The organism is Photobacterium phosphoreum, assembly GCF_002954725.1.
Lineage (GTDB): Bacteria > Pseudomonadota > Gammaproteobacteria > Enterobacterales > Vibrionaceae > Photobacterium > Photobacterium phosphoreum.
The window spans coordinates 77958-92349 of record NZ_MSCQ01000002.1 but is presented as its reverse complement, the minus strand read 5'-3'; the positions used below and the strand labels follow the sequence as shown (position 1 = coordinate 92349).

Genomic DNA, 14392 nt, shown 5'->3' with positions numbered 1-14392 from the left:
ATCATTAACTGTTTAAGTATGATGCTGTTTTTCGTTATCATATGTTTTAATTGTATGATTCAGAATGTTCCAGATAGTTATCCCGCTAGGGATAAGAGGTGTTACCAATGTCAAAACGCGATTTTTATGAAGTTCTTGGTGTCGCCAAAACTGCATCTGAGAAAGAAATTAAGAAAGCTTACAAAAAGCTAGCAATGAAGTTCCACCCTGATAAAAACCCAGATGATCCAACCGCAGCCGATAAATTCAAAGAAGTAAAAGCTGCCTATGAGATCCTAATGGATAAAGAAAAACGCACTGCTTACGATCAATTTGGTCATAATGCGTTTGAAAATCCAGGCATGGGTGGTGGTCATCGCGGCGGTCAGCAAGGCTTTGGTCAACAAGGTGGCTATAACGACTTTGAAGACATGTTTGGCGGGGCTTTCGGTGACATGTTCTCCAATGCCCGTGGTGGTCGAGGTGGCTTCGGTGGTCGTCATTCAACCCGCCCTCAAAAAGGTGAAGATCTTCAATACACCATGGAAGTCGATCTAGAAGATGCTATCAGTGGCGCATCTCGTGTTATCGATTTACCAGTGTTTGAAGGTAGCACCCAAACCAATAAAAAGCTTAGCATCAAGATCCCTGCCGGTATCGAAGATGGCGGTCGCATTCGCTTAACGGGTAAAGGTCATCCAGGTGTTAACGGTGGCGCTCAAGGTGATGTTTATATTCAAATGAATATTCTCCCTCACCCACGCTACACCCGTGAAGGCAATAATCTTCTTTGTAAAGCAACCACCGATTTTGTCACCGCAGCATTAGGCGGTAAAGTGGAAGTGAATACTTTAGGTGGCGCTATTAGTTTGAAAATACCAGAAGGTACGCAAACTGGACGTAAGTTCCGTCTAAAAGGCAAAGGCGTTACTGATCGTAAAGGCAACACCGGTGATTTAATTGTTCAACTAGTCATTGAAACACCACTCAACCTTAGCGAACGCCAAAAAGAATTATTGAATGAATTTGCAGCAGCTTAACCTACGCTAAACTAAAGCTATTCTATAATGAAGCCAATATCAACGAATGTTATTATTCGGAGGTGTTGGCTTTTTTACATTCAACTTAGATTAAAAGTAGGAACAACCATGCTGAAAAAAATCATTACCACCAGCTTGTTAGTGATTACAGGCATCAGCTTTACGGCCTCTTGTGCATTTGCTGCCAATGTTATGGACATCAACCGTGCGGTAGAAAACAGTCGTCATCTTCTTGAAGGAGAAACCTTTACGCTTGATGAGCCTTGTCGTTTATTTACCGATTACAGTTACAAGATCTATCACTGCCAAGCAATGATTGCCCCACTTGCATTAGTGAAAGATAAAACCTTAGCGGCAACGAACAAAAAAGATAACCTTCTCCATCGTCAAATTGCTTTTGTACGTAAAGAAGGTGGATTTGCTATATTTAGATTACTGCCCGTGTCTGCGCACCCTGTCACTGAAGAAAATGATACTAACAATAGCGATACACCACCCGCCACAGCCAAAAAACAGCTGTCATTCTTAGGATTTAAAGGGACTCACCAACAGCAAAAATGAGTTAATAATCGCTCATCCTCATTCGGTTAATAGCACAATCACTAACAAAAAAAGCACTTTCTCTGATCCTGATAATAATTCAGTAAAATTGACTACGCCTTTCAGTTAACTCGATTTAAAATACGCAGTAATTTCTATACTGCGTTATCTCTATATTAAATTTATGAATCTGACCTGTACCGCTTATGATTGAACGTAAAATTGAGCAATGGGGCATTCGCCGCGTTGAAAAACACCTCAGCCGTAAACAACCACTATTTACGCGAATTTCAGATAAAAGACTCTGTCAACTTTGCGTTGGCTTATCGTTTTTAATTGGCTTTATGACAACGTTTGTTATCGTCGCGTTTGAAATTTATCTTGAGCTCTTAGGTGAAAATTGGTTAGCGTGGGATAACCTTATCAAACTGCTCAGCATCAATATTGTCTTTATTGGTTTAGAATTGCTGCTGTTGTTTGAAATCGGCTTTATCACTACCGCGCTACTGATCAACCGCGCCAGTGCCGAAAATCATTTCTGTAGCAAAATGACCGCATCATTAGTTCGCGCAGTGATGGAACTATCAGAGCCAATTGAGAACATTCACGGCATTAAACCTTATAAAGAACTGAGTAAATTTCGTTATATCAAAGTGGCTCTTTATTCTGGTAAAGATATTTTGAGTAATTTTTTGATTAAAGCGGTATTACAAAAATCAATATCACGCAGTAGCGTACGGGTTTATATACCGTTAATTTCAACCTTAATTACAGGTTTTTGGGATGCATGGGTTCAACAAAAAGCATTGCGAGAGGTAAGGTTACGAATTTCAGCGCGGATTTATGTACTTAATCAAATATCTCGCCACCAGCAGAAACCGGTATCAATGACTTATCGCACCGCTCTACTGCGTAGTATTGCTGTTCGTCAAAGCTATAAACAAGAATGTGATGTTAATTTGGAATTTTTCTATGATGAGATTTATCAACAATCACCATTAACGTTGACAGATATTGAATCACCTACATTGCTATTACAAAGTTTGAGCCAGCTAAATCCAACAGAATATAATGATGTGATCGATATACTGACCACGTTGCTGTTCTTCCGCCATCGCTTAACAGCCAATGAGAAAAAGCTCTTAGCACAATGTGGGATTATTCAACAGCAGAAAATCAATCCACTGTTAGCATGACGGTTTAAATTGTGGGTTGTTTACTGCTTAGTGTAAGAGCAAATAACCCACATTCTGTTTATAATACACCGCCTCCCATTATCACAATTATTTGTCTTATAGGGGCAGCATTTATCAATTAGTCTTTATTCTGCATTTGCTTTTTCAGACGGGCTAAGTTGATTGGGTTAGAGCGAACAGTGAAAGTAATATGCTCATATTCATATTCTTCTTTAGTTACACTCATGTTTGAACGAATTTCACCGATAATACCATTAGCGGTATATGGCACGATGATTTCATCTTCAACCATTTCGTGTTCAGCAATGCTCAAGATATATTGATGTAATTTAGTGATATCAGCCGGATTACGGGTTGATGTCATGATCGCATCAGGAAACTCAATCATCAGCGCTCGTTGTTCTTCATCGCTCAGTTGATCCGATTTATTCAACACTAATCGCTTGGCAATATCATCGACACCGACTTCATGTAGCACGTCATGTACAACATCAAGCTGCGAACGGAAAGAAGCATCAGATGCATCAACCACATATAGCAATAAAGAAGCATCATGTGCTTCTGCTAATGTTGAATGGAATGACGCCACTAAATCGTGCGGTAGTTTCTTTATAAAACCCACCGTGTCTGAAACTAAAATACGAGGCTGAGTAATTGGCTGCAAGGCACGAACAGTGGTATCAAGCGTCGCAAACAATTTATTTTCAACTAATACTTCACTACCCGTTAAGGCTCGCATCATTGATGACTTGCCCGCATTGGTATAACCCACTAATGCAACACAGAACAATTCTGAACGTTGAGTACGCCGGCCTTTAAGTTCATCTTGAACACTGGCAAGTTCACGTCGTAACTCTGCCAATTGATCGCGGACTTTACGGCGATCGAGCTCAAGTGTAGTTTCACCCGCACCTTTACCCATTTGACGTTCTTTATTACCAATAGTAGATTCACGTAAACGCGGAGCTAGATAATTAAGACGTGCAATTTCAACTTGTAATCGTGCGGTTCGAGTACGAGCATGACGACTAAAAATTTCAATAATAATACCAGTGCGATCAAAGACCTCGACACCTAATTGATTTTCAACATTACGCAATTGTGAGGGGCTTAAATCACAATCAAATACCACTACATCAGCACTACCAAAAGGTAAGTCTTCAGACGGTAATTCGCCAAAAAGCATCTCATCAACAATATCATCGTCATCGTCGAAATCATCCACAACACCTTGATTACCAGTGAGGTGAGCTATTTCAGCCATTTTACCAGAACCAAGTACATTCATTCGTTGGTTTGAACTTAGCTTTTGTGATTGGGTACCAACGACTTTAAAACCAAGCGTGGTAACAAGACGGGCTAATTCAGCCAATGATGCTTTGGCTTCATCACCTTTAAACTGCGGTGTTTGAACCGAAATAAGTAAAGCGCGATCACGTGAGGCTTTTGCTGTTAATTGCATAATTTTCTATTCGTGCACATACGCGCACCCTATTTTTTATATTTGTTTCATCCTACGCTGTTATCAACCAGCTTTATATAAAAATAGGTTATCGTTTAGATAATCGCTTAAACGTATGCCAGTTTAAGCCTATTTTCTTAGATATTTACGAGTATTAAGCGCTAATACTGCAGTTAAGTCATCAACGGATATTTGATGGTGTTTAGCTAACGCGGCAACAACATCAACGATCATACTTGGATCACCTTTTTTACCGTTATATTGACATGGCGCATCAGACTCAACCAACACCATCGACAGTGGTATGGTTTGCACAAATTGCCAATAATGATCATCGACAAAAATCCACGGGCTAACCGAAATAAAATGTCCTTGTTGATGCAACCGCGCTAACTGTATCGCAGTACCTTCATACCAATGAAATAAAGCCCCTTCAACACCATATTGTTGCAATATAGGTAGTGCTAACTCAATATCATCTTCGACAACATGTAGATTAACCGGTAAATTATAATCCGCGGCAATCGCAACAAAACGTGCCATTAACTGTGCACCTTGCCGCTTAAGCTGTTGCTTTTCAGTCGCCGTTTTATCATCTAAATAAAAGAAAGGAACCCCAATTTCACCAATACCACTGAGCAAATCGCGATGTTGATGAATCAACGCAATAACCGCTTTTATCATTGTTTCATCAGTAGTCGCTTCGGGGTGGACACCTAAAAATAGTTCAATCGCATCAGGATATTGTCGCTTTAATATTAGTAACTGCTGCGCACTCTCAAGTGTCATTGATACTGCACCTATCTTGTTACCTCCGCCAATAAATAGCGCTATATTTTCAGGCTCGACTGATTCTAAGTGGCAATGAATATCAGTGATCATTATTTATATCTATCAACTAAAATAAACACCATACGCAAAATAATCTCAAGCTGCCATTTTTGTTTAATATCGAACAGTATGTAAAAATTAAACACAACCCTAATTGTACAATGTTTTATTGGGTGCTATGCTATTATCACATTCAAAAAATATCGTTAGTCATGCAACAAGTATGAGGATAACCATGAGTCAGTTTTCTTTATTAAAACAACAACGCTTTCTGCCTTTTTTTATTACCCAAGCGTTAGGGGCATTTAACGATAATTTGTATAAAAACTTTTTACTCTTAATTATCGTGTTTTCTAGTGTTTACAGTCAAACGCACAGTACAGTATTGGTTAATGTTGCCGCTGCTTTATTTATTTTCCCTTTCTTTTTATTGTCTCCCATTGGGGGGCAATTAGCGGATAAATATGAAAAATCCCGCTTGATTAAATACTTAAAAATGATTGAGTTTGGCATTATGCTCGCAGGTGCTGTCGCTATTTATTGGCAATCAATACCAGCCCTACTGATCATATTATTTGTTATGGGAGCACAATCTGCTTTCTTTGGACCCGTAAAATTTGCCTTAATGCCACAACATTTATCATCAAAAACATTACTGGCTGGTAATGCATTAGTTGAGATGGGAACGTTTCTCGCTATTTTAGGTGGTACATTAGCAGCAGGGTATATTTTTAGTCATGAGAATCGTGTCATGATTGCCGCTATGCTTGTAGTCGTGATTTCTTTTACGGGTTTCATCAGTAGTTTATTTATCCCCAAAGCAACTGCAAATAATCCTCAGTTAAAGATTAATTGGAACCCTATTACACAAATAATACACACAGTGCGCATCACAAGACAAAACCGGACTGTGTATTTATCCATCTTAGCCATTAGTTGGTTTTGGTTTGTTGGGGCAACTTACCTGACTCAATTACCTAATTTTGCTAAATTACTCATTAACGATAATCCACAATATGTCACTTTATTACTAACAGTATTTTCCGTGGGGATTGCCTTTGGCGCATTAGTCTGTGAAACCTTATCGGGAGATCACGTTGAACTGGGAATTATTCCTCTCGGCGCTCTTGGCATTAGTATCTTTGGTATTGATCTTTATTTTGCTAGCCAACACATTGTCACCCATGATCAAATAACTATGACGGAATTTTTGAGCGCAAACACACGAATGCTATTAGATTTAATGCTATTAAGTATGTCGGGCAGTATTTTTGTTGTACCACTCAATGCCTTAATTCAACAACGTAGTGATGTGACTCATCGAGCCCAAATTATCGCAGGTAATAACGTACTTAATGCCTTATTTATGGTGTTGAGTGCCGTATTTTCTATTGTCATGCTCACCATATTTAATGTTTCTATTCCCACTTTATTATTAATTATCGCAATAATTAATGCAGCTGTTGCTCTTTATGTCTTTAGCCAAGTGCAAGAATTTGTATTACGGTTTGTAATATGGATGATCACTCGCGTGTTATACCGCATAAAATCAACCGGATTAAATAATATTCCAGACACCGGCCCAGCCGTATTAATTTGTAATCATGTTAGTTTTGTTGATGCATTATTGATTGGTGCAGCCAGTCGTCGTCCAGTACGTTTTGTTATGGATAGGAGCATCGCCAATTTACCACTTGCTAAATACTTCTTTAAATGGGCTAAAACAATCCCTATTTGTTCTCAAAAAGCGTCACCAAAAATTTACCGAAATGCGTTTAATCAAGTAGAAAAAGCACTACAGGATGGTCATCTGGTGTGTATCTTTCCCGAAGGAAAAATCACTCGAACTGGTGCGTTAAATGACTTTAAACGCGGTATTGAGGTAATTATCACACGTACACCCGTTCCTGTGGTACCGATGGCATTAAAAGGTATATATGGTTCTATCTTTAGCTATCAGGGAAAATTTAGTGTAATAACGGCAATTAAACGTTTCCGTTCACAATTAGAAGTGGTCGCATCAACGCCAGTACCACCGCAAGAAGTAACAGCATCTAAACTACAATACATTGTGCAACAACTAATAATAACTAAATAATAAAAAGCCCTCTATTAATTTAAATATTAATAGGGGGCTGTACCATTATATTATCCACTTCTTTTTACTGGATAATAGAATGCGTTTATTTAGTCGCAGTAACCGTACCAGTTGAAGGAGCAGCAGTAGATGCCGCCTCTTTTGCTGGGGTTGTAACATGAGCACTTAATTTAACTTGGGTTGGCGAGGTTAGCCCTGCTTGTTGAAATTGTTGCTGCATCACTAACATCTGCTGTTGTTGCTGGTGCATTAACTGCGTCATATTAGATTGCATAGCATTAAAATCACTAGGGCTACCCATTGTATTCCAAGAATTGGCAAAAGCTTGGTTCATATCAAGTTGTTGCTTTTGCATCGCATCAAAAAACTTCTTATCTACTTTTTGATTATGATTACTACCTTGGAACTGCACAATTTCATAATGGAATGGACCTTGCGGAGTTTGCAAGACACCTTTAGTCACACTCTTCTCGCCATCTTTAGTTTTTATAGTATCCGTTGTTTGGTCAGGTAAAACCTTGGTGTTGGCTTTAGCTAGCATTTGTCGATCAACACTTTGGATCCAACCAGTATTACCATTAGTTGTATCACCAACCTTTTCCCAACCATTATTTTGATAAATCGTAATTAACGGCACTTCAGATTTTATTGTTTCAACCACAGGAGATGTAACGCTTGGATTTTCATATACCTTAATCGTTGTAATACTGGTATCAGCCCATGCAGCAGCACTTAAACAAGTAACCGCTATAATACCTGTAATTGCCATCGCTAAACGTTTCATATCTACCTCTTATGCGTATTTACATAACTTAAAAATAAATGAAAAATGTGACTATAAATAAACTGATTCAATATTTATTATATTAAGCGTTGAAAATGAATCCAAAATGAATGACGTCACCTTTCTATCATAATTAATAAACTTAAAATGAAATATAACTAATTGAAAATCAATTATCTCCTTATTTTTACTTTATTTTAAATGTATAAAACAATTAATAAGTCATAATATTTAAATAACTATTCTGTCGTTAACAATAACGACAGAATTTATTTTTAATCTTGTTTAATAATAATTTCACGAGGATAATTTTTTTCTTCCTCATTGATTTCATACTCAGAAGTCCCTTGACCTAAATCGCCAATAGGTGCTTCCGTTGCAATATCAATACTCACCCCAAAGTCATGCTCACGCGCTTTAAAAGCAGTAAATATTGCTTTTTCAGCCACCGTTAGGTGCGTAAAATCTTTACCTTCAAGAGTCATCATCTGATCTAAGAGTTTTTTATCTGCAGGAGACATAAATACCAGCCTTATCATTTAATTATAATAACTACACTATATTTAAATAAGATACGCCATTACATTTAAGATACTAGTGACTTATGTTGTAGAACATGAGCAATTATTTTTCATTTGTGCACGTTTATTTTATTAAATCCATACCATGAGTAATTAACTGGCGTAACCATTGATGACTAGGATCTAAATCAAAATGCTTATTCCATAATAATAAATATCCGCCGGGCTCTAATTCAATAGGAATAGGGCGACTAACGAGATCGGTATATTCAATCATTGCTAATGCTGAAACTGAGGGATAACACATAAACAAATCACTTTGTTCACAAAGCTTTATAGCTGCATAGAAATCAGTCATATTAACCGCATTATCAAGCTGTTTATGGTCTAATGCTAATATTTCATCTAATAGCCATCGCTTAAGCCCACCAATACTGACTTGTAAATGGCGGTATTTCAAAAACACATCCAAACTCCAAGGTTCATTCAATGCGGGATGATCTTTACGCATTAAACACACCGGATAATCACGCGCTAACTCAATATAATTCAATGACGGTGGTACATGTCGGTAGTGACTTGATGAGCGCTCATCCCATTCAAAAATACCAATACCAAAATCAATTTCACAGCGTATTAATCGCTGCAAACTATCATCATTCCATGTTTTACTGGTTAAGCTAATATCAGGCGCTTGCTGCAACAATTGGGGCATAAAACGTGGATAAGTTAACGAATAAGCGGTTTCTACCAGATCAATATGAAACTGACGCTGACTCTGCGCAGGATCAAATATTTCTGCCCGCGTTAGCTGATTTACCTGCTGCAAAATATCAGACACAGAATCAGATAATGACAGCGCTTTAGGTGTTGGGCGTAAACCATAAGGTGTACGCTCAAATAAAGGATCTGCAAATGTTTCACGTAATTTAGCCAACTGCTTACTAACCGCAGATTGACTTAGGTGAAGTCGTGCGGCGGCGGCAGTAACGCTTTGTTCTTCCAGCAGTACATGCAATATACGTAATAAATTTATATCAAAATTCTTCACTTACAACATCCTTATCAACGATCTACACCTAGCACCTAGCACCTAGCACCTAGCACCTAGCACCTAGCACCGAATCTTACAATGACAACACTCTACTGCGCAGATGTTGGTGCGCGGCATCTGAAATATCATTACCCCATGCTTGACGTTGCAATTGTTGCGCTGCAACTAAAGTTGAACCTGATCCAAAAAAAGGATCAGCAACAATATCTCCTTCAACAGAGCTTTGCTCAATTAAGGTTGCGATCAAAGGGACTGGCTTTTCTGTCGGGTAGCCACGATAAACACGTTTAAATTCAAGAACATCAGGAATAGATAAATTGGCTAACTTACGTTTGCCTTTTTCAAAGAAAAGAATAAATTCATAACGGGCGCGATAATGATAGCCCATGCCTATTGCGACTTTATCCCACACTATCGGCTTCCAAAACTTAAATCCGACTTGCTCTGCGATGGGTTTTATATAAAACATTGTTTCTTGATCGCAGAAAAGATAAAAGTGACTATTGGGTTTTAAAACGCGATATGCCTGCTCAAGCAAGGTTTGAAACCGTTGATTAGGAAATATATCAAACCACTGATTACTTGAAGATTTACTGTTTTTTAAACGCGTGGTTGTACCTATTTTTCGATGCTTTTCTAACGATTCATAGGGAGGATCAGTAATCAAAAGATCGATACTATTATCCGCTAATGAAGACAACCATTCGACGGCATCTTGTTGATATAATTGCATTGAGAAACCCACACTAAACATTAAAAAACAATAACGCCTACCCATAATCGAATAGACGTTAATTTCGTTAGGTGTTGTAGCAAAAAAAGCACCATATAGATAGCAACAAGCCATCAAACATCGGTAATTTTAATCAACTGTGCTATTTACCATCATTGTGAGTTTTCTTGCCTCACGTCGGCACAGTGGCGTTAATAAGGTCATATTGTCTTTTATAAAACTATCGACAAAAGCAAAGTCAACTTGACTATAAGCATTTAACACTTGCCCCATCGCTTGTTGTACGAGCATCGACTTATCAGCGGCAAGATATAAAATAGTTTCCGTTAACAGCACTACATTGGTCTGTTGCTTATGATGTAAGTGCGCTAATACTGAAGCACGTTTTAACCATGTACTGTCTGACTCACGCCATTGAATCAGATAACATTCTAACGCTTTATCTTGAAGTATAACCTTACCGATCAAATTAGTCGCAAGGCGATCTAAAATATCAACATTAGCTGCGGTTTCCAACATCTCAAGATAAACATTAAAAGAGGCTGCTGTTTGATATTCAGAATAATATTCACCAGCATCTAAGGCTAAATAACGTTCTTCTCGATAAACACCCGACCATAACCACAATAATAAGCGGTGATAGTTCTCTATGCTATCAATACTGGTATGTGCAATCGCTAATTGAAATATTTTGTGACGCTTTTCAGGGCTAACACCATAAAAAGGTTGTCGACTATTAAGATCATACTGCATTTTTTTTGCAACAAGTGTGCTGCCTTCTGCTGCTAAGTGCTGCTGCATAAGGATAACCATTGGTATAACTAATGACATAGCCGTTCCTCTTTGTTACCTCTCATTACTGCTGAGCATGAATGCAGATAATGGTTAATAACTTTATTATAATTAGTATTGTTATGTTTTTTTGCTTATCAAAACAAGCACCTCGACTTTTTCATATTGCGACCTAAATCTCAAATCATTTATCACTATTTCAAACAATTTACACACTCAAAAGCAAATGATAATCATCCGCGCCATAAATGCATACTAAGTTTGCTTTTATTTAAGTTCAAAATAATAACTATTCTCATTAGTATTCGCTTTTATAATTCTCTGTAGGTATGATTGTGAAAAATAAGCTGAAAGTCCTTACACTTTGCGCTGGCACTCTTTGGTCACTCACCACTTTTGCAGCCACTTACCCTATGACAGTGACCGACGTAGCCGGACGCACCATTACGTTTGACCACCAGCCACAAAATATTGCGTTATCAACAAGCCGTATTTTTCCTTTACTTGAAATTATTTATCAACAAGATGCAGCCAAACATCTCGTTGCAGCACGTGATGATATGCAATTTTCCGCACCCAGCATGTATGCCAACTATGTAAAACAGTACCCTTCACTCCAACATGTACCCAAAATTGGATTAATAAAATCAGGCGAATTTGATGCTGAACGGTTCATTAATTTAAAACCTAAACCTGATTTATTTATCGTTGATTTATCTAATATTAAATTAGCCCAAGATAACGGTTTATTAAAAAAATTGGACGCAGCAGGTATTAAAGTGATTGCGGTTGATTTTAGAGAGAACCCAATAAAAAATACAGTTCGCTCAGTTGAAACAGTGGCTAAAGCCGTCGGTCGAGCAGCCCAAGGACAAGCATTTGCTCACTATTACCTTGATCATATTGCTGATATTAAAAAAACCCTTGCCCAATATCCCAACTTAAAACCAAAGCGGGTCTTTATTGAGCGTGCGGCAGGTTACAGTGATTCATGTTGTCGCACTTTTGCTGGCGGTAATATGGGGGCTTATATTCCGTTTTTAAACGCGATTAATATTGCCGATAAACCGCTTAAAGGAGCGATCACTGGACAAATGTCACCAGAAACCGTGATTACAGCTCACCCTGATGTTTATATTATGCAAACAACAGGTTGGGTTAATGATAAAGGACAACCCACCCACGGTATTCCATTGGGTTACAATCCGAACCCTACTGCAATAAAAGTCGCAACATCAGCATTAATGGATCGTGATTGGCTACAAGCTGTCAGTGCTTATCAAACTAAAAATGTCTATTCGATTTATATGCCGTTTTACAATTCACCTTATAACTTAGTTGCGATGGAATATTTTGCTAAATGGATCCATCCAAACGTATTTAAAAACCTAGATCCTGAAAAAACATTTGAAGAAATGAATAAGCTATTTGGTCATCGCACTGTCAGTGGCGATTTCGGCCAAAATAATTTTAAGGCTATGCAGTAATGTCCTCAATCTTACTGGAGTTAAAAACACACAACACCCGTAATCGTAATAAGAAAGTGGCCTTAGCTACTTTCTTTGTACTCAGTATTATTTGTGTTATTGCTGATATTTTCATTGGCTCACAAGGGCTAACTTTTTCTCAAGTGATCCAAGCACTGATTCATCCTCAAACCAGTGATATTGCCAGTAAAATTATTGTCTGGGATATTCGTATGCCAATGGCATTAATGGCACCATTGATAGGAGGAGCCTTGGCATTGGCTGGCGCACAAATGCAAACCACATTGAACAATCCCCTTGCCGACCCTTATACTTTTGGTGTTTCAGCAGCGGCTGGATTTGGTGCTTCACTCGTGATCACGAACGCTATTGCGATCCCCTTCATTCCACCACAATATCAAATAGCGTTAATGGCATTTATTATGTGCTTATTAACCACATTTTTAATTGCGGCGATTTCATCAGTAAAACGGATCTCAATTGAAGGGGTAATGTTATTTGGTATTGCGTTAATGTTTGCTTATGACAGTTTACTAACGATGATGCAATACGTTGCTAGCGAAACCCAGTTACAAACCTTAGTATTTTGGCAAATGGGATCACTGGATCGCGGCAGTTGGGCAAAAATCACCGTCCTTGCGATTGTGTTACCGATTGTATTATTGATTATGATGAAAGATGCTTGGCAGTTATCTACCCTTAAAATCGGTCACGAACGTGCTCAAGCAATGGGAGTAAACGTTAAGCGACTGCGCATTAAAACCTTATTATTGGTATCAGTGATCACATCTCTAGCGGTTTCATTTGTGGGTGCGGTTGGCTTTGTCGGACTCGTTGCTCCCCATATAGCCCGTATGGTGTTAGGTGAAGATCAACGTTACTTCCTACCCGCATCATTCCTTGTCGGCGCGGTATTACTTGAACTTGCTTCTATCGCCAGTAAAAGCATTATGCCAGGCATTATTTTACCGCTAACGGTAGTGATGTCGATCATTGGTATTCCTTTCTTTGTCTATTTAATCATTAAAAAAGGTGGGCGTTTTTAATGGCACTGACAATTAATGCTATTTCAGTCGCATTTGGCGATAAAACGATTCTGAATAAATTGTCACTGCCTGTTATCACAGCAGGTGAAATGGTGGCAATTATTGGTAAAAATGGCGCAGGTAAATCAACCTTGCTGCGGCATATCACTCAGAATTTACGCCAGCATTCACAGCAAATTTTATTACACGGCGAGCCATTAACCTTAGATAACATAGGCTATTTACCTCAAGACCATCGAATTTCAGCGACCATTACGGTTGTCGAATTATTGATTACTACTTTAAATATGGGTTCACACTCTTTATTTGCTAAAGCGCACAGTGCCGAAAAAAGCTTACAATTATTAGAAAAGATGGGGATTTTACATTTAGCTAATAAAGTGTGTACTGAATTATCTGGCGGTGAAAGCCAAATGGTAGGATTGGCACAGGCGGTAGTCAATCAACCTCAAGTACTGATCCTTGATGAACCGACATCGGCGCTTGATATGCATAACCAAATGAAGTTGCTTGATTTTGTTAGAATATATACCCAAGAAAACCAAGCTTGTGTACTAATGGTTATCCATGATCTTAATTTGGCTATTCAATATTCGACCAAAGTTGCCGCTCTGCATCAAGGTGAACTGTTTGCTTATGGCGATCCGATAACGACTATCACGCCACCTCTCATTTCATCTATTTTCGATGTTGATTCTCATGTCGCTATTATCGATGAGCGTCCGATTGTAGTGGTGAGATCTGCCCGTCATTCTGATTCTAATCAACTTTAGACATCAAAAAAGCCGATATTGGCGTCATGCTCAATATCGGCTTTAATCAGTAATAA

14 protein-coding genes are annotated in these 14392 nt (G+C 38.4%); 7 read left to right on the top strand and 7 right to left on the bottom strand.

Going from position 1 to position 14392, the window contains the following annotated elements:
* The first annotated feature begins 107 nt into the window (after positions 1-107).
* The 3 genes from BTO21_RS12575 (at position 108) to BTO21_RS12565 (ending at position 2755) form a co-directional block, all read left to right on the top strand.
* Positions 108-1019 carry a DnaJ C-terminal domain-containing protein gene (locus tag BTO21_RS12575; protein ID WP_045028749.1) on the top strand — a complete coding sequence of 304 codons (912 nt, stop codon included), beginning with the start codon at positions 108-110 and terminating at the stop codon, positions 1017-1019.
* 108 nt (positions 1020-1127) lie between these two features.
* Positions 1128-1580, top strand: a complete 453-nt coding sequence (locus tag BTO21_RS12570; protein WP_045028751.1) for a hypothetical protein — start codon at positions 1128-1130, stop codon at positions 1578-1580.
* Between the two features lie 185 nt (positions 1581-1765).
* A complete protein-coding gene (locus tag BTO21_RS12565) occupies positions 1766-2755 on the top strand; it encodes an LBF_2804 family protein (protein WP_045028752.1) in 990 nt (329 codons plus the stop codon).
* A 118-nt stretch (positions 2756-2873) separates the two neighbouring features.
* Here the strand turns inward: BTO21_RS12565 and hflX are convergent, their stop codons facing one another.
* Both hflX and BTO21_RS12555 read right to left on the bottom strand, forming a co-directional pair.
* Positions 2874-4217 carry a GTPase HflX gene (gene hflX, locus BTO21_RS12560; RefSeq protein ID WP_105026838.1) on the bottom strand — a complete coding sequence of 448 codons (1344 nt, stop codon included), beginning with the start codon at positions 4215-4217 and terminating at the stop codon, positions 2874-2876.
* Between the two features lie 129 nt (positions 4218-4346).
* Positions 4347-5099: a TatD family hydrolase gene (locus BTO21_RS12555; RefSeq protein WP_045028755.1), complete on the bottom strand. Its 753-nt coding sequence runs from the start codon at positions 5097-5099 to the stop codon at positions 4347-4349.
* Between the two features lie 184 nt (positions 5100-5283).
* Here BTO21_RS12555 and BTO21_RS12550 point away from each other — a divergent pair, with 184 nt between their 5' ends.
* The gene (locus tag BTO21_RS12550; RefSeq protein ID WP_045028757.1) at positions 5284-7146 is read left to right on the top strand and encodes an MFS transporter; all 1863 of its coding nucleotides are present in this window, start codon (positions 5284-5286) and stop codon (positions 7144-7146) included.
* Between the two features lie 85 nt (positions 7147-7231).
* On the opposite strand, the gene BTO21_RS12545 is transcribed toward BTO21_RS12550, so the two are convergent.
* The 5 genes from BTO21_RS12545 to BTO21_RS12525 form a co-directional block, all read right to left on the bottom strand.
* Complete coding sequence (locus BTO21_RS12545; protein ID WP_045028758.1) at positions 7232-7930, bottom strand: SH3 domain-containing protein; 699 nt, start codon at positions 7928-7930, stop codon at positions 7232-7234.
* A gap of 275 nt (positions 7931-8205) precedes the next feature.
* Positions 8206-8451: a hypothetical protein gene (locus tag BTO21_RS12540; protein ID WP_065193212.1), complete on the bottom strand. Its 246-nt coding sequence runs from the start codon at positions 8449-8451 to the stop codon at positions 8206-8208.
* A 124-nt stretch (positions 8452-8575) separates the two neighbouring features.
* On the bottom strand, positions 8576-9502 hold the full coding sequence (locus BTO21_RS12535; protein ID WP_045028762.1) for a LysR family transcriptional regulator: 927 nt from the start codon (positions 9500-9502) through the stop codon (positions 8576-8578).
* A gap of 76 nt (positions 9503-9578) precedes the next feature.
* Complete coding sequence (locus BTO21_RS12530) at positions 9579-10238, bottom strand: DNA-methyltransferase (protein ID WP_065194261.1); 660 nt, start codon at positions 10236-10238, stop codon at positions 9579-9581.
* A gap of 129 nt (positions 10239-10367) precedes the next feature.
* A complete protein-coding gene (locus BTO21_RS12525) occupies positions 10368-11069 on the bottom strand; it encodes a DNA alkylation repair protein (protein WP_045028763.1) in 702 nt (233 codons plus the stop codon).
* 290 nt (positions 11070-11359) lie between these two features.
* Here BTO21_RS12525 and BTO21_RS12520 point away from each other — a divergent pair, with 290 nt between their 5' ends.
* From BTO21_RS12520 to BTO21_RS12510, 3 genes are read left to right on the top strand one after another with little or no spacing between them, the layout of a single operon-like run.
* Positions 11360-12517, top strand: coding sequence for an ABC transporter substrate-binding protein (locus BTO21_RS12520; protein ID WP_045028765.1), 1158 nt, complete (start codon positions 11360-11362; stop codon positions 12515-12517).
* A complete protein-coding gene (locus BTO21_RS12515; protein WP_045028766.1) occupies positions 12517-13563 on the top strand; it encodes a FecCD family ABC transporter permease in 1047 nt (348 codons plus the stop codon). Before BTO21_RS12520 ends, BTO21_RS12515 begins: the two co-directional genes overlap by 1 nt.
* Positions 13563-14336, top strand: a complete 774-nt coding sequence (locus BTO21_RS12510) for an ABC transporter ATP-binding protein (RefSeq protein WP_045028768.1) — start codon at positions 13563-13565, stop codon at positions 14334-14336. Before BTO21_RS12515 ends, BTO21_RS12510 begins: the two co-directional genes overlap by 1 nt.
* Positions 14337-14392 lie beyond the last annotated feature (56 nt).

What these genes read in the sequence shown, in the direction of transcription:
- BTO21_RS12575 (WP_045028749.1), top strand. Translation starts at nt 108, where the DNA reads ATGTCAAAACGCGATTTTTATGAAGTTCTTGGTGTCGCCAAAACTGCA.
- BTO21_RS12570 (WP_045028751.1), top strand. Translation starts at nt 1,128, where the DNA reads ATGCTGAAAAAAATCATTACCACCAGCTTGTTAGTGATTACAGGCATC.
- BTO21_RS12565 (WP_045028752.1), top strand. Translation starts at nt 1,766, where the DNA reads ATGATTGAACGTAAAATTGAGCAATGGGGCATTCGCCGCGTTGAAAAA.
- hflX (WP_105026838.1), bottom strand. Translation starts at nt 4,217, where the DNA reads ATGCAATTAACAGCAAAAGCCTCACGTGATCGCGCTTTACTTATTTCG.
- BTO21_RS12555 (WP_045028755.1), bottom strand. Translation starts at nt 5,099, where the DNA reads ATGATCACTGATATTCATTGCCACTTAGAATCAGTCGAGCCTGAAAAT.
- BTO21_RS12550 (WP_045028757.1), top strand. Translation starts at nt 5,284, where the DNA reads ATGAGTCAGTTTTCTTTATTAAAACAACAACGCTTTCTGCCTTTTTTT.
- BTO21_RS12545 (WP_045028758.1), bottom strand. Translation starts at nt 7,930, where the DNA reads ATGAAACGTTTAGCGATGGCAATTACAGGTATTATAGCGGTTACTTGT.
- BTO21_RS12540 (WP_065193212.1), bottom strand. Translation starts at nt 8,451, where the DNA reads ATGTCTCCTGCAGATAAAAAACTCTTAGATCAGATGATGACTCTTGAA.
- BTO21_RS12530 (WP_065194261.1), bottom strand. Translation starts at nt 10,238, where the DNA reads ATGCAATTATATCAACAAGATGCCGTCGAATGGTTGTCTTCATTAGCG.
- BTO21_RS12525 (WP_045028763.1), bottom strand. Translation starts at nt 11,069, where the DNA reads ATGTCATTAGTTATACCAATGGTTATCCTTATGCAGCAGCACTTAGCA.
- BTO21_RS12520 (WP_045028765.1), top strand. Translation starts at nt 11,360, where the DNA reads ATGATTGTGAAAAATAAGCTGAAAGTCCTTACACTTTGCGCTGGCACT.
- BTO21_RS12515 (WP_045028766.1), top strand. Translation starts at nt 12,517, where the DNA reads ATGTCCTCAATCTTACTGGAGTTAAAAACACACAACACCCGTAATCGT.
- BTO21_RS12510 (WP_045028768.1), top strand. Translation starts at nt 13,563, where the DNA reads ATGGCACTGACAATTAATGCTATTTCAGTCGCATTTGGCGATAAAACG.